We start from the raw sequence: 20,974 nt of genomic DNA, 5'->3' as shown, positions 1-20,974 counted from the left end.
GAAGGCATACAGCAGGTTGATGGGCGTGACGGCGACGCCGAAGCCCATCGCCAGGTGGGAAACGAGATCCATGTTGTCTTTCTAGAGGCTTTAGCCGATGAAGGTGGGCCACACCTGGAACTGCAGCTTCAGCAGCACGATGAACGCCAGGTAGCTGCCGATCGCCAGCACCGTGCCCAGGATCACCACTTCCTTGAGGTTGAACTCGTCCCCCGCCAGGGCGGCCACGAACGTCAGGCCGTAGATCGCCAGGATCATTCCCATCGCCGGCAGGCCGATGCTGGGCAGGCCGCCCAGCAGCACGCCGAACAGCAGGTTGGCGCCGATGATGAAGCCCAGCGGCTTCCAGGCCCAGGCGCCGATCGGCTCGCCGTCCTCGGTCTCGACGACCATGGCTTCGAACACGATGAACCCGCCCAGGGCGGTGAGCAACAATCCCAGCATCAGCGGGAAGTACCCGGGTCCCATGCGCGCGCCCTCGCCGATGGTGTAGGTTGTCGCGCCCCAGGCGAACGCGATTCCGACCGCCATGAACATGAGGCCGGAATAGAAATCCTTTTGGCTCTTGATCTTCATCAGGTGACTTTTCGAACGAGCGCGACCGTGCCGCGCGGGAGTGCTGTTTATCGACGGCGCGGCCTGACCGGAGACTGACCGCTGCGGTCAGGGGAAGTGCGTAGAGTGTGGGCATCGGTTGGGAGATACACCCGCAAACATGAGAATCCTCTTGGTGGAAGACGACCTGGTCCTGCGGGACGTGATGCTGCGCAGCCTGCGCGATGCCGGGCATCGCGTCGACGTCGCGGGCGCGCTGGACGAGGCGGAATACCTGTGGCGGGTGCAGCAGTTCGACGCCGTGCTGCTCGACCTGAACCTGCCGCATTCGGCCCATCCGCGCAGCGGGCTGGGCAGCGGCCTCACGGTGCTGCGGGCGGCGCGCTCGCGCGGCGACCAGACGCCGGTGCTGGTGCTGACGGCGCGCAACCGCACCGACGAGCGGATCGCGGGCCTGAACGCCGGTGCCGACGACTACCTGGGCAAGCCCTTCGACCTGGCCGAGGTCGAGGCCAGGCTGCGGGCCCTGGTGCGGCGCACCCAGGGCACGCAGGACCAGGTGCAGGTGGGCCGGCTCTCGCTGGACCGGCACGCGCGGCGCTTCCGCATCGACGGCGACGACCTGGAGCTGCCGGCACGCGAGTTCGAGGTGCTGTGGGAGCTGATGACGCCGGCCGGGCGGGTGGTGAGCAAGCGCAGCCTCTCGGCCAAGCTGTCGGACCTGGAGGACGCGCTGGGCGACAACGCGCTCGAAGCCTTCGTGTCGCGGCTGCGGCGCAAGCTGGCCGGCTCGGGGGTGCAGATCCGCACGCTGCGCGGCCTGGGCTACCTGCTGGAGGCGGAGGCTTGAAGCCGCCGGGCGGCGCCGCGTCGCTCGGCTCGCGCGTCCTGCGCCACGTCCTGGTGCCGCTGGCGCTCACCTGGCTGGTGGGCACCGTCGTCGCGCTCGGCATCGCCCATTTCTTCACCCAGCGCGCCTTCGACCGCTCGCTGCTGGACGATGCGTACCTGCTCGCATCGCACGTGCGCGTCGAGGGCGGCACGATCGGCGTCGGCTTCTCGCCGCGCGAGCTGGAAACCATCCTCTACGACCCGGTCGAGACCATGCTGTTCTCGCTGCGCGCGGCCGATGGCCGCGCGCTGGCCGGCGACCCGCAGCTGCGGCTGCCGGCGGCCGCCGCCGTCGACGCCGAGCACCACTTCGCCGACATCGAGCTCGATGGCCGCAGCCTGCGCGCGGTGAGCCTGCACCGCGAGGATCCGGCGCCGTTCGACCTGGTGGTGGCCGAGACCAAGGTGGGACGCCGCGCGATGCTGCGGCGGCTGCTGCTGTATTCGCTGGCTCCGCAACTGGCGCTGCTGGGCCTGGTGGCCTGGTGGATGCGGCGGGCCATCCGCGGCGACCTGCGGCCGCTCGAGCAGCTGCAGCAGGCCGTCGACAACCGCCATGCCAACGATCTGGCGCCGCTGGACGTGCCGGCCACCTCGGCCGAGATCGTGCGGCTGGAGGGCGCGATCAACGCGCTGCTGCAGCGGCTGGAGCGCAGCGTGCGGGCGCAGCGCGAGTTCGCGGGCAACGTGGCGCACGAGCTGCGCACGCCGCTGGCCGGCATCCGGGCGCTGGCCGACTACGGCCTGGCGCAGAAGGATCCGGCCGCCTGGCGCGACCAGCTCGAGCGGATCGCCAGCAGCCAGGCCCGCGCCAGCCGGCTGGTCGACCAGCTGCTCGAGCTGGCGGTGGCGAGCGAAGCCGAGGCCGGCCTGAAGCTCGAGGACGTGCGGCTGGACGAACTGGTGCGGCTCGCCGTGCTGCGGTTCCTGCCGGCCGCCGACGCCGCCGGGGTCGACCTGGGCGCCCTCGGCATCGACGCGCCGGCGCCGGTGCGGGGCGACGCGACACTGATCGAGGGCATCCTCAACAACCTGCTGGACAACGCGATGCGCTACGGCATCGACGGCAAGAACGGGAGCCCGGCGATCACCGTGGCGATCGAGCACGGCCGGGGGCAGACCATCCTCTCGGTGCAGGACAACGGATCGGGCCTGCCCGGCGAGCTGCAACTGCAGCTGATGCAGCGCGGGGCGCAGGGCGAGGCCGGCCAGTTGCTGGGCGAGGGCGCCGGCCTGGGCCTGGCGCTGGTGGCGCAATATGCGCGGCTCATGGGCGCCCGGATGACGCTCGGCAGCGGTCCGGGCGGCACCGGCTGGGTGTCGCGCGTGTCGTTCCCGAGCGAGGTCCGGGACGGCGGGGGCGGCGGGCCCTAGCCGGCTTCAGAGCCGGCCAGCGGCGTGGCGCTCCTGGTCCGGACTGCGGCCGCCGCCCGGCTCAAGAAGGCGAACCGCTGGTCTCGATGGCCTCGATCCGACCCGACAGTTCCAGCCAGCGCTCTTCCAGCGCGGCCAGCTCGTCGTTGATGCCCTTGAGGCGCTTGCCGGCATCGGCGATCTCGGCCGGGGGCAAGGGCGCCGCCAGCCGCGCTTCGAGTTCGGCCTTCGCCGCACCGAGCTGGGCCATGCGGCGGTCGGCCTGTTCGAGTTCGCGCTTCAGCGGCTTGGTCTGCGCCGCGAGCTGCTGCCGCTGCTGCGCCTCCAGGCGCCGCTGCTCGTGGGGCGTGCGTTCCGGCGCTGGCGGCGCGGCGGCCGGTGCGGCCGCGGGCGCCGCCGCCGGGGCGCTGGCCTGCGCGCGCGCTTCGTCGCGCAGCCGCCGCGACTCCTCCAGCAGGTAGCGCTGGTAGTCGTCGAGGTCGCCGTCGAACGGCTGCACCTGGCCGCGGCCCACCAGCCAGAACTCGTCGCAGACCGCCCGCAGCAGGGCGCGATCGTGGCTGACCAGCATCACGGTGCCCTCGAACTCGTTCAAGGCCATCGCCAGGGCCTCGCGCGTGGCGAGGTCCAGGTGGTTGGTCGGTTCGTCCAGCAGCAGCAGGTTGGGACGCTGCCAGACGATCATGGCCAGCACCAGCCGCGCCTTCTCGCCGCCGCTCATGGTGCCGACGGCCTGGCTGACCATGTCGCCGCTGAAGTTGAAGGTGCCCAGGAAGTTGCGTAGGTCCTGCTCGCGACCGGACTCGCCGGCGTTGGGGCCGAGTTCGCGCGCCAGCCGCACCATGTGTTCCAGCGGCGTGTCGTCCGGGCGCAGCACGTCGAGTTCCTGCTGCGCGAAATAGCCGATGTTGAGGCCCTTGCCTTCGGTGACGGTGCCGCCCAGCGCCGGGATGGTGCGGGCGACGGTCTTGACCAGCGTCGACTTGCCCTGGCCGTTGGCGCCCAGGATGCCGATGCGCTGGCCGGCCAGCACCGACTTGTCGACGTGGCGCAGGATGATCTTGGGCGAGCCGCCCGCGTGCTCCGGCCGGTAGCCGAACACGCCGTCGCTGATCGCCAGCATCGGGTTGGGCAGGTTCGCCGGCTCCTTGAACTCGAAGGTGAATTCGGCCTCGGCCAGCACCGGCGCGATCTTCTCCATCCGCTCCAGCGCCTTCACCCGGCTTTGCGCCTGCTTGGCCTTGCTGGCCTTGGCCTTGAAGCGGTCGATGAACTTCTGCAGGTGCGCGATCTTTTCCTTCTGCTTGGAATAGGCGGCCTGCTGCAGTTCCAGCTGCTGCGCCCGCAGCGTCTCGAACGCGCTGTAGTTGCCGCCGTAGCGGGTCAGCTGCTGGCGCTCGATGTGCACCGTGCCGTCGGTGACCGCGTCCAGGAATTCGCGGTCGTGGCTGATCACGATCAGCGTGCCCTGGTAGCGCTTCAGCCACGCTTCCAGCCACACCAGCGCGTCGAGGTCGAGGTGGTTGGTCGGCTCGTCGAGCAGCAGCAGGTCCGAAGGCGACATCAGGGCGCGCGCCAGCTGCAGGCGCATCCGCCAGCCGCCGGAAAAGCTGCTGACGGGCTCGTGCAGCTGCGCCGGCTGGAAGCCGAGCCCGAGGATCAGCGACTGCGCGCGCGGTCCGGCATCGTGCTCGCCGGCATCGGCCAGGTCGGAGTGCAGGTGCGCGATCTCCATGCCGCGCTCGGCGGCGTCGGCGTCGTGGGCCGCCTCGGCGCGGGCGAGGGCGGCGCGCAGCTCCATCAGGCGGGTGTCGCCGCCCAGCACGAAGTCGGTGGCCGATTCGTCGGTCTCCGGCATCTCCTGCGCCACCTGGCTCAACCGCCAGTGCGCGGGCATGGTGAACTCGCCGGCGTCCTCGTGCAGGCTGCCGTTGATCAGGCCGAACAGCGACGACTTGCCGGCGCCGTTGCGGCCGACCAGCCCGATCTTCTCGCCCGGGTTGAGGGTCACCGACACCTGGTCGAGCAGGACCTTGACGCCGCGGCGCAAGGTGACGTTGCGCAGGATGATCACGGGCGCTCCAGGGCTTCGCGGGTGAGCAGCAGCACCTGGTCCCCGCCGGCGCTGGTGTCCAGCCAGATGGCGGCCAGCTGCGGAAAGGCCGCGTCGAAATGCGCGCGCTCGTTGCCGATCTCCAGCACCAGCGCGGCCCCCGCGTTCATGTGCGCCGGCGCCTCGCGCAGCAACCGGCGCACGAAATCCATGCCGTCGACGCCGCCGGCCAGCGCCAGCGCGGGCTCGGCCCGGTACTCCGGCGGCAACTGCGCCATGCTGTCGGCGTTGACGTACGGCGGATTGCACAGGATCAGGTCGTAGCGGCCGGGCACGGCAGCGAGGCCGTCGGATTCGATCAAGTGGATGCGCTCCTGCAACTGGTGCTTTTCGAGGTTGATGCGGGCCACCGCCAGGGCGTCCGCGGAGATGTCGGCGGCGTCCACGGCGGCTTCGGGATAGGCCATGGCGGCCAGCACGGCCAGGCTGCCGTTGCCGGTGCACAGGTCCAGGATGCGGCCCTGCGGCGTCTGCAGCCAGGCGTCGAGGTCGCCGCCCGCCAGCAGTTCGGCGATGAAGCTGCGCGGCACGATGCTGCGTTCGTCGATGTAGAAGGGCACCCCCTGCAGCCAGGCTTCGCGGGTGAGATAGGCGGCCGGCTTGCGGGTGCGGATGCGCTCGCCGACCAGTTGCTCGACGCTCGCGCGCTGCTGCGGCGAGACCGCCAGCGCCGCCACCGCGTCGAGCTCGTCCAGCGGCAGTCCGAGCCCCCAGAGCACCAGCCACGCGGCCTCGTCGAAGGCATTGGTGGTGCCATGGCCGAACGCCACGCCGGCCTGCTCGAGCCGGGCGGCGCTGTCGTTGACGAGTTCGATGAGGGTCATGCGGAGGCGGGGAAATGCTGAGGCGCCGGGAGTTCTTGAACGCAGAGGGCGCGGAGGATTCGCAGAGTAGAACCTCTGTGCAAATCGGCTGTTCTCCGCGTCCTCTGCGTGCTCTTTTCGCCCTCTGCCTTCAAGAAATCATGCGGGCGCCAACCTTCCCTCGAGATGCTCGAGGACCCGGCGATAGATGTTCTTCAGCGGCTCGATGTCCGCCACGCAAACGTGCTCGTCGATCTTGTGGATGGTCGCGTTCACCGGCCCCAGTTCGACCACTTGCGGACAGATTTGCGAAATGAAGCGTCCGTCGCTGGTGCCGCCGGTGGTCGACAGCTCGGTCTCCAGCCCGGTCTCGGCGCGGATCGCCGCCTGCACCGCGCCGACCAGCACGCCCGGATCGGTCAGGAAGGGCAGGCCGCCCACCACCCACTGCAACTCGTAGTCGAGGCCGTGGCGCCGCAGCACGGCTTCGGTGCGCTCACGCAGCTGCTGCGGCGTGGATTCGGTGCAAAAGCGGAAGTTGAAATCCACCACCAGCGCGCCCGGGATCACGTTGGTGGCGCCGGTGCCGCCATGGATGTTGCTGACCTGGAAACTCGTCGGCGGGAAGAACCGGTTGCCGCGGTCCCACTCGATCGCCGCCAGTTCGGCCAGGGCCGGCAGCGCCTGGTGGATCGGATTGCGCGCGAGCTGGGGATAGGCGATGTGCCCCTGCACGCCGCGCACGGTGAGCTTGCCGCTGAGACTGCCGCGGCGGCCGTTCTTGACCATGTCGCCCACGCGCTCCACCGACGTGGGCTCGCCCACGATGCACCAGTCGAGCCGCTCGCCGCGCGCCTTGAGCTGCTCGCACACCACCACGGTGCCGTCCACCGCCGGGCCCTCTTCGTCGCTGGTGATCAGCAGGCCGATCGACAGCGCCGGGTCGGGCATGGCCGCCAGGAACTCCTCGACCGCCACCACGAACGAGGCGATCGACGTCTTCATGTCCGCCGCGCCGCGGCCGTACAGCTTGCCGTCCCGGTGGGTGGGCGTGAACGGGTCGCTGGTCCACTGCGCCAGCGGGCCGGTCGGCACGACGTCGGTGTGGCCGGCGAACACCAGCGTGCCGCCCTGGTCGCGCTCACGGGCCCGGCCGGGGCGCAGCGCCCACAGGTTGCTGACGCGGAAGTCGTCCGGTCCGCTGGTGATGTGCTCGCAGCCGAAGCCCAGTGCCTGCAGCCGCTGCGCCAGGATCTGCTGGCACTGCGCGTCCTCGGGCGTGACGGAGCGGCGGGAGATCAGTTGTTCGGTGAGGTGCAGCGCCCGGTTCATCAATGCTTCACGTCCAGCGTGATTTCGGTGAAGGACGGTTCGTCGTCGAGGTCTTCCTCCGACGCGCCTTCCTCCTCCTCCCGCCTGTCCTTGACGGCAAAATCGTTCTGCAGCCGCCACTGCAGGTTGGTGGGCGAGTCGGCGTACGCCATGCCTTCCTTCTTGTCGACGAAGCCCTCGGTGATCAGTCGGGCGATGTCCTGCTCGAAGGTCTGCGAGCCCTCGGCCATCGACTTCTCCATCGCCTCCTTGATGCCGGAGAAGTCGCCTTTCTCGATCAGCTCGGCGATCAGCTTGGTGTTGAGCAGCACCTCGACCGCCGGCGTGCGGCTGCCGTGGACGGTGCGCAGCAGGCGCTGCGACACCACCGCCTTGAGCGCGGCCGCCAGGTCGCCCAGCATGGTCGGGCGGACTTCGACCGGGTAGAAGCTGAGGATGCGGTTCAGCGCCTGGTAGCTGTTGTTGGCGTGCATGGTCGCCAGGCACAGGTGGCCCGACTGGGCGTAGGCGATCGCTGCCGACATGGTCTCGCGGTCGCGGATCTCGCCGATCAGGATCACGTCCGGCGCCTGCCGCAGCGCGTTCTTCAGCGCCGTCTGCATCGACTCCGTGTCGCTGCCGACCTCGCGCTGGTTGACCACCGACTTCTTGTTGCGGAACAGGAATTCGACCGGATCCTCGATCGTCAGGATGTGGCCGGAGACCCGTTCGTTGCGATGGTCCATCATCGCCGCCAGCGTGGTGCTCTTGCCGCAGCCGGTGGCGCCCACCATCAACAGCAGCCCGCGCTTTTCCATGATCAGCTCGCCCAGGATCATGGGCACCGACAGCGAGGACAGCGCGGGAATGTCGGTGGTGATGTAGCGGATGACGGCGGCGTACGTGCCGCGCTGGCGCATCGCCGAGAAGCGGAAGTTGCCGACGCCCTCGATCGCGTGCGCCATGTTCAGCTCGCCGGTCGCCTCCAGCTCCTTCATGCGCTCGCCGGGCAGCACTTCGGCCATCAGGGCCCGCGGCGCGTCCGGCGGCAGCAGCTGGTTGTTGATCGGCAGGCATTGGCCGTTGATCTTGATCAGCGCCGGCGCATGGGCCGACAGGTAGACATCCGACGCCTTCTTCTCGCTCATCAGCCTCAGGATGCGCTCCATCGTGCCGCTCATGCCATGCTCCTCGATCGAACGCGGACCGCCGGACCCCCAGGTCGCAGACAGTCCGCAGCGGACGGGAAGCACGGCCAAGCCGTCCTCCCGGGCCCGCTCGCGTCCTCGGCGTATCCCTGGCGTCCGCTGCGTCCGGTCCTCATTGACTTCAGTCCCGCAGCAGGTCGTTCAGGCTGGTCTTGGCGCGGGTCTGCGCATCGACGCGCTTGACGATCACCGCGCAATAGAGGCTGTACTTGCCGTCCGCGCTGGGCAGGTTGCCCGACACCACCACCGAACCGGCCGGGATGCGGCCATAGCTCACCGTGCCGGTCGAGCGGTCGTAGATCTTGGTGCTCTGGCCGATGTACACGCCCATCGAGATCACCGAGTTCTCCTCGACGATGACGCCCTCGACGATCTCGGAGCGGGCGCCGATGAAGCAGTTGTCCTCGATGATGGTCGGATTGCCCTGCAGCGGCTCCAGCACCCCGCCCAGGCCCACGCCACCGGACAGGTGGACGTTCTTGCCGACCTGGGCGCATGAGCCGACGGTGGCCCAGGTGTCGACCATGGTGCCCTCGTCGACGTAGGCGCCGATGTTGACGTAGCTGGGCATCAGGATGGCGTTCCTGGCCAGGTAGCTGCCGCGGCGGGCGACCGCCGGCGGCACCACGCGCACGCCGCTGGCCGCCATCTGTTCGGCCGTGACGTCGGCGAACTTGGTCGGCACCTTGTCGTAGAAGCCGAGGTCGCCGGCGCGCACGATCTCGTTGTCGCGCAGCCGGAACGACAGCAGCACGGCCTTCTTGATCCACTGGTGCACCGTCCACTGGCCCACGGCCTGGCGGGTGGCGACGCGCAGCCGGCCGGCATCGAGCTCCGCGATCACGTGTTCCACGGCTTGCGCCACTTCCTTCGGGGCGGCCTTGGCCGAGATGTTGGCGCGGTCCTCCCACGCGGCGTCGATGATCTGCTGCAACTGCTGGCTCATGGCTTGGACTTTATTTGGATCTGGACTGGACGAACTGGACGATGCGTTGCGCGGCTTCCACACATTCGGCGGTCTCGGCGACGAGTGCCATGCGCACCCGGCCCTGGCCGGGGTTGCCGCCGGCGGCCGTCTCGCGGGCGATATAGCTGCCCGGCAACACCGTCACATTGTATTGAGCCAGCAGCTCGCGGGCGAAATCGGTGTCGCTGCCCGGCACGCCGGCCCACAGGTAGAAGCCGGCGTCCGGCAGCCGCACGTCGAGCACCGGCTGCAGCAGGGGCAGCACCTGCGCGAACTTGCGCTGGTACTGGGCCCGGTTGTCGGCCACGTGCTGCTCGTCGTTCCAGGCCGCGATGCTCGCCTGCTGCACCACCGGACTCATGGCGCTGCCGTGGTAGGTGCGATACAGCAGAAACTGCTTCAGCAGCGCCGCGTCGCCGGCCACGAAGCCGCTGCGCATGCCCGGCACGTTGCTGCGCTTGGACAGGCTCGTGAACATCACGAGATTGCGCAGGTCGTCGCGGCCCAGCCGCCTGGCCGCTTCCAGGCCCCCCAGCGGCGGCTCGCCCGAGAAGTAGATCTCGCTGTAGCACTCGTCGGAGGCGATCGCGAAGCCGTGCCGGTCCGAGAGCTCGAACAGCTTGCGCCATTCCGCCAGCGGCATCACGGCGCCGGTCGGGTTGCCGGGCGAGCACACGTAGAGCAGCTGGGTGCGTGCCCAGACCGCCGCCGGCACGCTGTCCCAGTCCACCGCGAAGTTGCGGGCGGCGTCGCTGGCCACGTAATGCGGCTGCGCGCCGGCCAGCAGCGCCGCCCCTTCGTAGATCTGGTAGAAGGGATTGGGCGCGACCACGATCGGCTGGCGGCCCGGATCGATCACCGTCTGGGCAAAGGCGAACAGCGCCTCGCGCGTGCCGTTGACCGGCAGCACCTGCGTTCTCGCGTCCAGGGTGACACCGTAGCGCCGCTGCACCCAGCCGGCGCAGGCCTCGCGCAGCGCCGGCTCGCCGGCCGTGGCCGGGTAGCTGGCCAGCCCGCCCAGGGCCCCGGCCAGCGCCTGCTTGACCAGCTCCGGCGTCGGATGCTTGGGCTCGCCCATGCCCAGGCTGATCGGCCGGTAGGCGGGGTTGGGCGTGATGTCGGCGACGAGCTGCCGCAGCCGCTCGAAGGGGTAGGGCTGCAGGCGGGACAACAAGGGATTCATGCCCCGATTATCCGTGCTCGGCCGTGGCGGCGCCGGCTTGAATCCCGCACGGCGCCGGCTATGCTTCACGCCCTTGCGTCCCAGGAGTCCGCCATGCTGTCCGCATCGAGCATCACGACCATGCTGCCCGTCAAGGATATCCAGCGTGCCCGAGCGTTCTACGAGGGCAAGCTCGGCTTCGTGCCGGAAGGGCCGCGACCCGACGGCAAGTTCCTCTACCGCTGCGCCGGCGGCGCCACCATCGCGCTGTTTCCGAAGCCCGAGGGCACCAAGGCCGAGCACACCGCCGTGAGCTTCGAGGTCGCCGATATCGCCGGCACGGTGCGCGAGCTCGAGCGCTCAGGCGTCGTGTTCGAGGACTACGACCTGCCCGACCTGCGCACGGTCGGGCACGTCTGCGTGCTCGGCTCGGAGAAGGCGGCCTGGTTCCGCGACACCGAGGGCAACTACCTCTGCCTGCACGAAGACGTCCACTGACGGCGCGCGTGGCGCCGTTCAGGACTCCTGGAAGGCCGTTTCCCGGGTCTTGGATATGGCCGGCAGGGCCACCAGCGCCACCAGGATGGCCGCCGTCACCAGCAGCCCCAGCGACAGCCCGCGGGTGAAGAACGTCGAGAAGTCGCCGCGCGACAGCAGCATGGCGCGGCGCAGGTTCTCTTCCATCATCGGCCCCAGCACGAACCCGAGCAGCAGCGGCGCGGGTTCGACCGACAGCTTGACGAAGAAGTATCCGATCAGGCCGAAGGCGGCGGCCTGGAAGACGTCGAACACGTTGTTGTTGATCGAGTAGACACCGATCGAGCAGAACACCAGGATCGCCGGGTAGAGGTAGCGGTACGGCACCTTGAGCAGCTTGACCCAGACGCCGATCAGCGGCAGGTTCAGCACGATCAGCATCAGGTTGCCGACCCACATCGAGACGATCAGGCCCCAGAACAGCGACGGGTTGCCGGTCATGACCTGCGGGCCGGGCTGGATGTTGTGGATCGTCATTGCGCCCACCATCAGGGCCATCACCACGTTGGACGGGATCCCCAGCGTCAGCAGCGGCACGAACGATGTCTGGGCGCCGGCGTTGTTGGCCGCTTCGGGCCCGGCCACGCCCTCGATGGCGCCGTGGCCGAACTCGCGCGGATGCTTGGACATCTTCTTCTCGATCGTGTACGAGGCGAAGGAGGAGAGCGTTGCGCCGCCGCCGGGCAGCATGCCCAGCAGGGTGCCGAGCGCGGTGCCGCGGATCGCCGCCGGGATCATCCGCCGGAAGTCCTCGCGGGTCGGGAACAGGTTGGTCACCTTGTTGGTGAAGGTCTCGCGGTGCTCGCGCTGCTCCAGGTTGGTCGCGATCTCGGCGAAGCCGAACAGGCCCATCGCCAGGCCGACGAAGTTCAGGCCGTCCGTCAGCTCGGGGATGTCGAACGAGAAGCGGGCCACGCCCGAGTTGACGTCGGTGCCCACCAGACCGAGCAGCAGGCCCAGGATGATCGCGCCCACGGCCTTGATCAGCGAGCCCGAGGCCAGCACCACGGCCCCGACCAGGCCCAGCACCATCAGCGAAAAATATTCCGCCGGGCCGAACTTGAACGCCAGCTCCGACATCGGCGTGGCGAAGGCGGCGAGCACCAGCGTGGCGAAGCAGCCGGCCGCGAACGAGGACAGGCCGGCGGTGGCCAGTGCGACGCCGGCGCGGCCCTGGCGCGCCATCTGGTAGCCGTCGATCGCGGTCACCACCGACGACGACTCGCCCGGCAGGTTGACCAGGATCGCTGTGGTGGAGCCGCCGTACTGGGAGCCGTAGTAGATCCCCGACAGCATGATCAGCGCCGCCACCGGCGGCAGCGTGTAGGTGACGGGCAGCAGCATGGCGATCGTCGCCGACGGGCCGAGGCCAGGCAGCACGCCGATCAGGGTCCCCAGGACGCAGCCGACGAAGCAGTACAGCAGGTTCTGGAAGGTGACGGCCGTCTCGAAGCCGAGCGCGAGGTGATCGAGCAGTTCCATCGCGCGGCCCTCAACCGATGAACGAGGGCCACAGCGGCAGCTGCAGGCCGAGCCCATAGACGAAGGCGCCCATGCAGAGCGCCAGCAGCAGCGCGGCGTTCAGCACCGCGCCCTTCCAGCCGAACTCGTGGCTGGCCATGCTGGAAACCAGCACCAGCGCGACCAGCGCCAGCGCCAGGCCCAGGGGCGCCAGCAGCAGGGCGAACAGCGCCACCGAGCCCAGCACCCAGCCGAGCGTCTTCAGGTCCAGCTTGGGGAGCCGTTCCGGCGGTGCGTGCGGGCGCAGCGCCGCCGCCAGCACGATGGCGCCGATGCAGGCGAGCAGCAGGCCGAGCCAGAACGGGAAGTAGCCCGGGCCCATGCGCGCCGAGGTGCCCAGGTTGTAGTTGGTCGCGCCGGCGGCGAAGCCGAGGCCGCAGGCGATGTACAGCAAGCCGGAAACGAAATTCTTCTGGTTGCGGATGGCAAGTCTCACCGATTTTTCCTCACAAACGGGCGCCGCGGTCCTCGTTGCGGCAGCCGGGGGGTCAAAAGCATCACGATATGACATGAGTTATGTCATGTCATGAGCAATTACGCTGAGAGCTTTTTGCGTCGTGGCGGCGCCGGTTTGATACATTCGGCCGCGCGCCACACCACATCCGGGATGGGCGCGTCATTCATGCCCGCATCCGCTTCCATCGCCGCCACCAAGCAACAGCTGGCGGCGCTCTCCCAGTTCCGCTACGCGCTGCGCCGCTTCCTGCGCTTCAGCGAGGACGCCGCCCACGAGCTCGGCATCACCTCGCTGCAGTACCAGCTGATGGTGCACATCGCCGGCATGCCCGATCGCGAGTGGGCAACCATCGGCGAGCTGGCCGAGCTGCTGCAGGCCAAGCCGCATGGCGCGGTGGCGCTGGTGTCGCGCTGCGAGGAAGCCGGGCTGGTGCGCCGCAAGCCGGGCCGCGCCGACCGGCGCCAGGTGGAAGTGCACCTGCTGCCCAAGGGCCGCAACTACCTCAACCGCCTGGCGGTGCAGCACCTGGAGCAGTGGCAGGTGCTGGGCGACGCCGTGGACGCCGCGGCGCGCGACCTGCCGGGCCGGCCGCGCGAGAAGGCCTGATTCACACCGCCGCCGGGGCCGGGCACGCCTGCAGCCCCAGCAGCTGCATCAGCTCGCGCGCGTTGTCCGGCGCGTGCAACTTGTCGGTGTTGTCGAAGTAGCAGTACACGTCGCGGCCGGCGCTGGCGGCCGGCCGTTCCCGGGAGATCAGGCGGGCATCGCGCGGCTGCCGACCGGCGGCCCAGGAGCGGATGAAGCGGGCCCACCGTTCGAGCTCTTCGCCGCTGTAGCGGCTGTTGTACAGCTCGGTCGAGCCGTGCAGCCGCAGGTAGACGAAGTCCGCCGTGAGGTCCTCGAACAGGGGCCAGGGCCGCGGCGTGTCGGCCACCACCCAGGCGATGCCGTGCCGGCGCAGCATCGCGATGAAGGCCGGATCGACGAAGCTGTCGTGCCGCACCTCGACGCAGTGGCGCAGCGGCATCTCCAGCGGCGCTTCGAGCGCGACCCGGCCCTGCAGCCGCTCGTCGTGGCCCCTGGCCAGCCGCGCCGCCTGGGCGCTGGTGCGCGGCAGCCGCCGGAAGAAGGCCTCGAACAGGTCGGCGTTGAACTTCATCTGCGGCGGGAACTGCCACAGGATCGGCCCGAGCTTGTCGCCCAGCGCCAGCAGGCCCGAGGCGAAGAAGTTCGCCAGCGCGGTGTCGGCGTGCCGCAGCTTCAGCATGTGGGTGATGTAGCGACCGCCCTTGACCGCGAACACGAAGCCGGGCGGCGTCTGCTGCGCCCACTGGCGGTAGCTCGATGGCCGCTGCAGCGAGTAGAACGACCCGTTGAGCTCGATGGAGGAAAAGGCGCGCGCGGCGTATTCGAGTTCGCGGGACTGCGCCAGCCGGGGCGGATAGAAGTTGCCGCGCCATGGCGCGTAGCGCCAGCCGGAAACGCCGATGCGGATGTGGCCTGCCATGACGGATGTGGATGGCGCCGTTGTGCCAGAACGCCGCCGCGCCCGGGTGTCCGGTTTACGCCTGGTTGCAAGCGGGGCGGGCGTTCCCGACCACGGCCGAGCGCCGATCCGGCACAGGTATCATGCGGGCCACTGTGCCGGTGCCGAGCCGGTGCCTCCCGTTCCGTCAGTCAACAGGCAGGCCGTGCGTCTCAATTCGATCAAGCTGTCAGGGTTCAAGTCGTTCGCGGAACCGACCAATTTCATGCTGCCGGGGCAGCTGGTGGGGGTGGTCGGGCCCAACGGCTGCGGCAAGTCCAACATCATGGATGCCGTGCGCTGGGTGCTGGGCGAGTCCAAGGCCAGCGAGCTGCGCGGCGAGTCGATGCAGGACGTGATCTTCAACGGCACGAATCACCGCAAGCCGGCCTCGCGGGCTTCGGTTGAACTGGTGTTCGACAACGCCGACCACCGGGCCGGCGGCCAGTGGAGCCAGTTCACCGAGATCGCCGTCAAGCGCGTGCTCACGCGCGACGGCACGTCCAGCTACTACATCAACAACCAGCCGGTGCGCCGGCGCGACGTGCAGGACGTGTTCCTGGGCACCGGCCTGGGGCCGCGCGCCTACGCCATCATCGGCCAGGGCACGATCAGCCGGATCATCGAGTCCAAGCCCGAGGAACTGCGCCTGTTCCTCGAGGAAGCGGCGGGCGTGTCCAAGTACAAGGAGCGCCGGCGCGAGACCGAGAACCGGCTGTCCGACACGCGCGAGAACCTGACGCGGGTCGAGGACATCCTGCGCGAGCTGAACGCCAACCTGGACAAGCTGGAGAAGCAGGCCGAGGTCGCCCAGCGCTACAACACGCTGCAGGCGGAAGCCACCCTGAAGCAGCAGCAGTTGTGGTTCCTCAAGCGCGCCGAGAGCGAGGCCGACCAGGCCAGGATCAAGGCCGATGCCGAGAAGGCGACCAACGACCTCGAATCGCGCGTGGCCGACCTGCGCCGCGTCGAAAGCGAGCTGGAGACGATCCGGCAGGCCCACTACGCCGCCGGCGACCAGGTCAACCAGGCGCAGGGGCAGCTGTACGAGGCCAGCGCCGAGGTGGGCCGGCTGGAAGCCGAGATCCGCTTCGTCGTCGAGGGCCGGCAGCGGGTGGAACAGCGCCTGGTGCAGCTGAAGGAGCAGACCGCGCAGTGGGCGGCCCGCAAGGACGAGGCCGCCGCCGAAACCGAACGGCTCGGCGCGCAGGGCGAGCATGCCGAGGAGCAGGCGGCGCTGCTGGCGGCCCAGGTCGAAGACCAGATGCAGCAGCTGCCCGAGCTCGAAGAGGCGCTGCGCCAGGCCCAGGCCCGCTCGCTGGAGCAGCGCGGCGCGGTGGCCCAGGTCCAGCAGCAGATCCAGGTGCTGGCCGCCGATCAGCGCAACATCGAGGAGCAGTCGCGCCAGCTCGGGCAGCGCCGCGAGCGCCTGGCGGTCGATCGCAATGCGCTCGCCGCGCCGGACCAGGAGCGGCTCGCCCAGTTGCAGACGCAGCTGGCCGCGGCCCAGGAGGCGGCCGAAGTGGCCGACGCGCGGCTGCACGAACTGCAGGAGCAGGTGCCGCAGCTGGACGAAGACCGGCGCGGGCGCCAGCAGGCGGTCAACAGCGAAAGCCACAAGCAGGCCGATCTCTCGGCCCGCATGGAGGCGCTCAAGGCGCTGCAGGAGAAGGTGCGCATCGACGGCAAGCTCAAGCCGTGGCTGGCCAAGCACGGCCTCGACCACCTGCAGGCGCTGTGGACGCGCATCCACATCCAGCAGGGCTGGGAAGGCGCGCTGGAGGCGGCGCTGCGCGAGCGCATGAACTCGCTGGAGGTGTCGCGGCTGGACATGGTGCGCGCCTTCGCCGCCGACGTGCCGCCGGCCAAGCTGGCCTTCTACAGTCCGCCGCCGGCCGCCGCCCCGCAAGGCGCCGCGGCGCTGCCGCGGCTGGCCGAACTGCTGCGCCTGAACGACGCCGGCCAGCAGGCGCTGCTGGCCGACTGGCTGCATGGCTGCTACACGGCGCGCACGCTGGAGGAGGCGCTGGCGGCGCGCGGGCAGCTCCAGCCCGGCGAGGTGATCTACGTGCAAAGCGGCCATGCCGTGAGCGCGCACAGCGTCAGCTTCTATGCGCAGGACAGCGAGCAGGCCGGCCTGCTGGCCCGCCAGCAGGAAATCGAGAACCTCGAAAAGCAGTTGCGCGCGCAGGCCCTGATCGCCGAGGAGGCGCGCACGGCCCTGATCCGGGCCGAAGCTACGTACACCGACGCGTCGCAGCGGCTGGTCGTGGCCCGCCGCGAAGCCGCGGAAACGCAGAGCCGCGCCCACGAACTGCAGGTCGAAACCTTGCGGCTGCAGCAGCTGGCGGAGCAGACGCGGGTGCGCAGCGAGCAGATCGACGCCGACCTGGCCGAGGTCGACGCCCAGCTGGAGGACCTGCAGGAGCGCCGGGTGACGGCCGAGGGCCGGTTCGAGGAGCTGGACATGCAGCTGGCGGACAGCCAGGAGCGCCACGCCCAGCTCGACGAGCGCGTGATCGAGGCCGAGCGCCGGCTGGCCGAAAGCCGCGAACAGCACCGCAGCCTGGAGCGGCAGGCGCAGGAAGCGCAGTTCTCGCAGCGTTCGCTGGCCGCACGGCTGGCGGAACTGCAGCGCGCGATCGAGACCGCCGACCAGCAGGCCGGCAGCATCGCGGCCGAGGAGCAACGGGCGGGCGAGGAACTGTCCCGGCTCACCGACGCCGCGGCGCAGGCCGGCCTGCAGAGCGCGCTGGCCCTCAAGCTCGAACGGGAGCAGGCGCTGGGGGCCAAACGCAGCGAATACGACGACCTGACGGCCAAGCTGCGCGCCAGCGACGAGCGCCGGCTGCAGCTGGAGCGCGAACTCGATCCGCTGCGCCAGCGGATCACCGAATACCAGCTGAAGGAACAGGCGGCGCGGCTGGGCTTCGAGCAGTACACGCAGCTGCTGGCCGACGCCCAGGCCGACCTGGCGGCGGTGGCCGCGTCGATCGAGCAAGGCAACGTGCGGCTGGCCGGCATGCAGGGCGACATCGACCGCCTGCACCGCGAGATCGCGGCCCTGGGCGCGGTCAACCTGGCCGCGCTGGAGGAACTGAGCACCGCGCGCGAGCGCAAGCAGTTCCTGGACGCCCAGTCGGCGGACCTGAACGAGGCGATCACGACGCTGGAAGACGCGATCCGCAAGATCGACGGCGAAACGCGCGAGCTGCTGGCCGGCACCTTCAACACCGTGAACGAGCATTTCGGCAAGATGTTCCCCGAGCTGTTCGGCGGCGGCAACGCCAAGCTGGTGATGACGGGCGACGAGATCCTGGACTCCGGGGTGCAGGTGATGGCGCAGCCGCCGGGCAAGAAGAACCAGACCATCCACCTGCTGTCGGGCGGCGAGAAGGCGCTGACGGCGATCGCGCTGGTGTTCGCGATCTTCCAGCTGAATCCGGCGCCGTTCTGCCTGCTGGACGAGGTCGACGCGCCGCTGGACGACGCCAACACCGAGCGCTACGCCAAGCTGGTGAGCAGCATGAGCCGCGGCACCCAGTTCCTGTTCATCAGCCACAACAAGATCGCGATGGAGATGGCCGAGCAGCTGATCGGCGTGACGATGCAGGAGCAGGGCGTCTCGCGGATCGTGGCGGTGGACATGGAATCCGCGGTCTCCATGGCGGAAGCCGCATGAGCGGCTTCACGCTGGGGCTCATCCTCATCGGCGCGCTGGTGCTGGCGGCGCTGGTAGCCTACAACGCCTGGACCTCGCGGCGCAACACGCCGCGCCGGCCGCTCGCCAGCGCGGCCGCGCCCGATCCGGCCGAGGCCGCGCGCCAGGAACCGACGCTGGATGCCGGCCGCCAGGAGCCGGCCTTCGACGCGGCCCCGCCGCCCCTGCCGGTGCCGGAACGAAGGCCCGGGCTCGACGCCCTGATCGACGTGCTGGCGCCGATCGCGCTGGAGGCGCCGGCCTCGGGCGAGGCCGCGCTCGCGGCCCTGCCGCCGACCCGCCGCGCCGGCACCAAGCCGTTCGCGGTGGAAGGCCTGAACGAAGGGACGCAGCAGTGGGAAACCCCGCGTCCCGGCCAGCGCTACGGCGGCTTCCAGGCCGGGGTCCAGCTGGCCAACCGGGTGGGCGCGCTCAACGAAATCGAATACTCCGAATTCGTGATGAAGGCGCAGGCCTTCGCCGATGCCGTCAACGGCACGCCGGATTTTCCGGAGATGCTGGACGAGGTGGCGCGGGCGCGCGAGCTCGACCAGTTCGCCAGCGCGCACGACGCCCAGCTGTCGTTCACCCTGCGCGCGCGCAACGCGGCGTGGAGCCCCGGCTACGTGCAGCAGCACGCCAGCCGTTTGGGCTTCGTCGCGGGGGCGCTGCCCGGACGGATGGTGCTGCCCGCGAGCACCGCCGGGGCGCCGCCGCTGCTCGGGCTGTCCTTCGACAGCCAGGCCGCGATGGCGGACGATCCCGAGCAGTCGGCGCTGCGGCAGGTGACCCTGAGCCTGGACGTGCCGCAGGTCGAACGCGGCGAGCAGCCGTTCGCCCGGATGCGCGAGGCGGCGACGGCGCTGGCGACCGGGATGGATGGCGTGGTCACCGACGACAACGGCCAGCCGATCCAGCCCGAGGCGCTGGACGTGATCGGGCGCGACCTCGAACAGCTGTACGACACCCTCGAGGCGCGCGACCTGGGGGCCGGCTCGCCGCTCGCCCGCCGCCTGTTCTCCTGAGATGAGCGCGGACGCCAGGACCCGGGAGCGCGTGGACGCGCTGCGCGAGCTGCTCCATCACCACGCCCACCAGTACTACGTGCTGGACGCGCCGGAGATTCCGGACGCCGAGTACGACCGGCTCTTTCACGAACTGCAGGCACTGGAGGCGGCGCATCCCGAGCTGCTGGCCGCCGATTCGCCGACCCAGCGCGTGGGCGGCCAGGTCCTGGAGGGCTTCGCCAAGGTGCGGCACCGGGTGCCGATGCTGTCGATCCGCACCGAGACCGACATCGAGGCCGCCGGCGCCCGCAAGTTCGACGGCCGCGTGCGCCGGGAACTGGGGCTGGCCGAGGCCGAGCCGCCGATCGAGTACGTGGCGGAACTGAAGTTCGACGGCCTCGCGATCAGCCTGCGCTACGAAGCCGGCGTGCTGGTGCAGGCGGCCACCCGCGGCGACGGCGAGGTCGGCGAGGATGTCACGCAGAACATCCGCACCATCGGGCAGATTCCGTTGCGGCTGCACGCCGGACCGGTCGCGGCCTCGGCGCCGCGGGGGCACGCGGACGCCGCAACCAGGCACCCGCCCGCTGCCCGCGCGCGGGCGGTGCCGCCGGTGCTCGAGGTCCGCGGCGAGGTCTACATGCGGCGCGACGACTTCGAGCGCCTGAACGAGCTGCAGCGCGAGAAGATCGCCAAGGGCGCACGCGGGGAGAAGACCTTCGTCAATCCGCGCAACGCGGCCGCCGGCGCCGTGCGCCAGCTCGATCCCAACATCGCCCGCCGGCGGCCCTTGAGCTTCTTCGCCTACGGCTGGGGCGAGATCACGCCGCCGCAGCAGGGCGGGCCCGAATTCGAGACGCACGACGAGGTGCTGCAGGCGCTGCGCGCCTGGGGCCTGCCGGTCAGCGACCACACCACGGTCGCCACCGGACCGGACGAACTCGTGGCCTACCACCAGTCGGTGGGCCAGCAGCGCGACCGGCTCCCGTACGACATCGACGGGGTGGTCTACAAGGTCAACAGCCTGGCGCTGCAGCGGCGCCTGGGCTTCGTCACGCGCGAGCCGCGCTGGGCGGTCGCGCACAAGTTTCCGGCGCAGGAGCAGCTCACGACCGTGGAGTCCATCGACGTGCAGGTCGGGCGCACCGGCAAGCTGACGCCGGTGGCCAAGCTGGCCCCGGTGTTCGTCGGCGGCGTCACCGTGACCAACGCCACGCTGCACAACGAGGACGAGGCCAGGCGCAAGGACGTGCGGGTCGGCGACACCGTGATCGTGCGGCGCGCCGGCGACGTGATCCCCGAAGTGGTGGCGGTGGTGCCGGACAAGCGCCATGCCCACGCCCGCCAGTTCACCATGCCGCGGCACTGCCCGGTGTGCGGCGCCGAGGCCGTGCGCGAAGAGGGCGAAGCCGACCACCGCTGCACCGGCGGCCTGTTCTGCGGCGCCCAGCGCAAGTTCTCGATCCTGCATTTCGCGCAGCGCCGGGCGATGGACATCGAGGGCCTGGGCGAGAAGCTGGTCGACCAGATGGTCGAAGGCAATGTGATCCGCACCGTCGCGGACCTGTACCGGCTCGGCTTCGCGGCCATCGCCAATCTGGAGCGGATGGCCGACAAGTCGGCGCAGAACCTGCTGGCCGCCCTGGAGCGCTCCAAGCACACCACGCTGCCGCGCTTCCTCTACGGCCTGGGCATCCGGCACGTGGGCGAGGCCACCGCCAAGGACCTGGCGCGGCACTTCGGCCGGCTCGACGCCATCATGGATGCGGGCGTGGAGCAGCTGCTGGAAGTACCCGACGTCGGCCCGGTCGTCGCCGAGAGCATCCACACCTTCTTCCAGCAG

General features: G+C 70.1%; 17 protein-coding genes. 7 read left to right on the top strand and 10 right to left on the bottom strand.

Annotation, left to right across the window (positions count from 1 at the left end):
* Window positions 1-90 precede the first annotated feature (90 nt).
* The gene (locus VNT59_RS11540; protein WP_325498554.1) at window positions 91-576 is read right to left on the bottom strand and encodes a tripartite tricarboxylate transporter TctB family protein; all 486 of its coding nucleotides are present in this window, start codon (window positions 574-576) and stop codon (window positions 91-93) included.
* Window positions 577-715: 139 nt separating this feature from the next.
* On the opposite strand from VNT59_RS11540, the gene VNT59_RS11535 reads away from it, so the two are divergent.
* Window positions 716-1,405, top strand: a complete 690-nt coding sequence (locus VNT59_RS11535; protein WP_325498553.1) for a response regulator transcription factor — start codon at window positions 716-718, stop codon at window positions 1,403-1,405.
* Window positions 1,402-2,820 (top strand): sensor histidine kinase, encoded by a 1,419-nt coding sequence (locus VNT59_RS11530; RefSeq protein ID WP_325498552.1) that lies wholly within the window; start codon window positions 1,402-1,404, stop codon window positions 2,818-2,820. Before VNT59_RS11535 ends, VNT59_RS11530 begins: the two co-directional genes overlap by 4 nt.
* A gap of 61 nt (window positions 2,821-2,881) precedes the next feature.
* Here VNT59_RS11530 and VNT59_RS11525 read toward each other — a convergent pair whose 3' ends face one another.
* The 6 genes from VNT59_RS11525 to dapC form a co-directional block, all read right to left on the bottom strand.
* On the bottom strand, window positions 2,882-4,894 hold the full coding sequence (locus VNT59_RS11525; RefSeq protein WP_325498551.1) for an ABC-F family ATP-binding cassette domain-containing protein: 2,013 nt from the start codon (window positions 4,892-4,894) through the stop codon (window positions 2,882-2,884).
* Entirely contained in the window at window positions 4,891-5,757 is an 867-nt protein-coding gene (gene prmB / locus VNT59_RS11520; protein WP_325498550.1) for a 50S ribosomal protein L3 N(5)-glutamine methyltransferase, read from the bottom strand. The genes VNT59_RS11525 and prmB overlap by 4 nt, the downstream gene beginning before the upstream one ends.
* 138 nt (window positions 5,758-5,895) lie before the next feature.
* On the bottom strand, window positions 5,896-7,068 hold the full coding sequence (gene dapE / locus VNT59_RS11515; protein WP_325498549.1) for a succinyl-diaminopimelate desuccinylase: 1,173 nt from the start codon (window positions 7,066-7,068) through the stop codon (window positions 5,896-5,898).
* Window positions 7,068-8,228 (bottom strand): PilT/PilU family type 4a pilus ATPase, encoded by a 1,161-nt coding sequence (locus tag VNT59_RS11510; RefSeq protein ID WP_325498548.1) that lies wholly within the window; start codon window positions 8,226-8,228, stop codon window positions 7,068-7,070. Before VNT59_RS11510 ends, dapE begins: the two co-directional genes overlap by 1 nt.
* A gap of 148 nt (window positions 8,229-8,376) precedes the next feature.
* The gene (dapD, locus tag VNT59_RS11505) at window positions 8,377-9,201 is read right to left on the bottom strand and encodes a 2,3,4,5-tetrahydropyridine-2,6-dicarboxylate N-succinyltransferase (RefSeq protein WP_325498547.1); all 825 of its coding nucleotides are present in this window, start codon (window positions 9,199-9,201) and stop codon (window positions 8,377-8,379) included.
* A gap of 10 nt (window positions 9,202-9,211) precedes the next feature.
* Window positions 9,212-10,405, bottom strand: coding sequence for a succinyldiaminopimelate transaminase (gene dapC / locus VNT59_RS11500; protein ID WP_325498546.1), 1,194 nt, complete (start codon window positions 10,403-10,405; stop codon window positions 9,212-9,214).
* Between the two features lie 93 nt (window positions 10,406-10,498).
* On the opposite strand from dapC, the gene VNT59_RS11495 reads away from it, so the two are divergent.
* The gene (locus tag VNT59_RS11495; protein WP_325498545.1) at window positions 10,499-10,882 is read left to right on the top strand and encodes a VOC family protein; all 384 of its coding nucleotides are present in this window, start codon (window positions 10,499-10,501) and stop codon (window positions 10,880-10,882) included.
* A gap of 18 nt (window positions 10,883-10,900) precedes the next feature.
* Here VNT59_RS11495 and VNT59_RS11490 read toward each other — a convergent pair whose 3' ends face one another.
* Window positions 10,901-12,403, bottom strand: coding sequence for a tripartite tricarboxylate transporter permease (locus tag VNT59_RS11490; protein ID WP_325498544.1), 1,503 nt, complete (start codon window positions 12,401-12,403; stop codon window positions 10,901-10,903).
* A gap of 10 nt (window positions 12,404-12,413) precedes the next feature.
* On the bottom strand, window positions 12,414-12,878 hold the full coding sequence (locus tag VNT59_RS11485; RefSeq protein WP_325498543.1) for a tripartite tricarboxylate transporter TctB family protein: 465 nt from the start codon (window positions 12,876-12,878) through the stop codon (window positions 12,414-12,416).
* Between the two features lie 186 nt (window positions 12,879-13,064).
* On the opposite strand from VNT59_RS11485, the gene VNT59_RS11480 reads away from it, so the two are divergent.
* Window positions 13,065-13,505, top strand: a complete 441-nt coding sequence (locus VNT59_RS11480) for a MarR family winged helix-turn-helix transcriptional regulator (RefSeq protein WP_325498542.1) — start codon at window positions 13,065-13,067, stop codon at window positions 13,503-13,505.
* Between the two features lies 1 nt (window position 13,506).
* On the opposite strand, the gene VNT59_RS11475 is transcribed toward VNT59_RS11480, so the two are convergent.
* Window positions 13,507-14,406 (bottom strand): DUF72 domain-containing protein, encoded by a 900-nt coding sequence (locus VNT59_RS11475; RefSeq protein ID WP_325498541.1) that lies wholly within the window; start codon window positions 14,404-14,406, stop codon window positions 13,507-13,509.
* 184 nt (window positions 14,407-14,590) lie between these two features.
* Here VNT59_RS11475 and smc point away from each other — a divergent pair, with 184 nt between their 5' ends.
* The 3 genes from smc to ligA all read left to right on the top strand — a co-directional run.
* Window positions 14,591-18,106: a chromosome segregation protein SMC gene (gene smc / locus VNT59_RS11470; protein WP_325498540.1), complete on the top strand. Its 3,516-nt coding sequence runs from the start codon at window positions 14,591-14,593 to the stop codon at window positions 18,104-18,106.
* Window positions 18,103-19,149, top strand: coding sequence for a cell division protein ZipA C-terminal FtsZ-binding domain-containing protein (locus VNT59_RS11465; protein WP_325498539.1), 1,047 nt, complete (start codon window positions 18,103-18,105; stop codon window positions 19,147-19,149). Before smc ends, VNT59_RS11465 begins: the two co-directional genes overlap by 4 nt.
* Window position 19,150: 1 nt before the next feature.
* Window positions 19,151-20,974: NAD-dependent DNA ligase LigA (gene ligA / locus VNT59_RS11460; RefSeq protein WP_325498538.1), on the top strand; the 1,824-nt coding region annotated here is incomplete at its 3' end.

The sequence above is a fragment of the Ramlibacter sp. genome (assembly GCF_035554825.1).
In the GTDB taxonomy this organism is placed as follows: Bacteria; Pseudomonadota; Gammaproteobacteria; order Burkholderiales; family Burkholderiaceae_C; genus Ramlibacter.
Note: the sequence above shows the minus strand (reverse complement) of the source record. Positions and strands in the feature narration are given on the sequence as shown.

Excerpts from the sequence above, each read along its gene's own strand:
- VNT59_RS11535 (WP_325498553.1), top strand. The coding sequence starts at position 716 with ATGAGAATCCTCTTGGTGGAAGACGACCTGGTCCTGCGGGACGTGATG.
- VNT59_RS11480 (WP_325498542.1), top strand. The coding sequence starts at position 13,065 with ATGCCCGCATCCGCTTCCATCGCCGCCACCAAGCAACAGCTGGCGGCG.
- VNT59_RS11475 (WP_325498541.1), bottom strand. The coding sequence starts at position 14,406 with ATGGCAGGCCACATCCGCATCGGCGTTTCCGGCTGGCGCTACGCGCCA.
- dapE (WP_325498549.1), bottom strand. The coding sequence starts at position 7,068 with ATGAACCGGGCGCTGCACCTCACCGAACAACTGATCTCCCGCCGCTCC.
- dapD (WP_325498547.1), bottom strand. The coding sequence starts at position 9,201 with ATGAGCCAGCAGTTGCAGCAGATCATCGACGCCGCGTGGGAGGACCGC.
- VNT59_RS11540 (WP_325498554.1), bottom strand. The coding sequence starts at position 576 with ATGAAGATCAAGAGCCAAAAGGATTTCTATTCCGGCCTCATGTTCATG.
- prmB (WP_325498550.1), bottom strand. The coding sequence starts at position 5,757 with ATGACCCTCATCGAACTCGTCAACGACAGCGCCGCCCGGCTCGAGCAG.
- VNT59_RS11465 (WP_325498539.1), top strand. The coding sequence starts at position 18,103 with ATGAGCGGCTTCACGCTGGGGCTCATCCTCATCGGCGCGCTGGTGCTG.
- VNT59_RS11490 (WP_325498544.1), bottom strand. The coding sequence starts at position 12,403 with ATGGAACTGCTCGATCACCTCGCGCTCGGCTTCGAGACGGCCGTCACC.
- VNT59_RS11510 (WP_325498548.1), bottom strand. The coding sequence starts at position 8,228 with ATGAGCGGCACGATGGAGCGCATCCTGAGGCTGATGAGCGAGAAGAAG.
- dapC (WP_325498546.1), bottom strand. The coding sequence starts at position 10,405 with ATGAATCCCTTGTTGTCCCGCCTGCAGCCCTACCCCTTCGAGCGGCTG.
- VNT59_RS11495 (WP_325498545.1), top strand. The coding sequence starts at position 10,499 with ATGCTGTCCGCATCGAGCATCACGACCATGCTGCCCGTCAAGGATATC.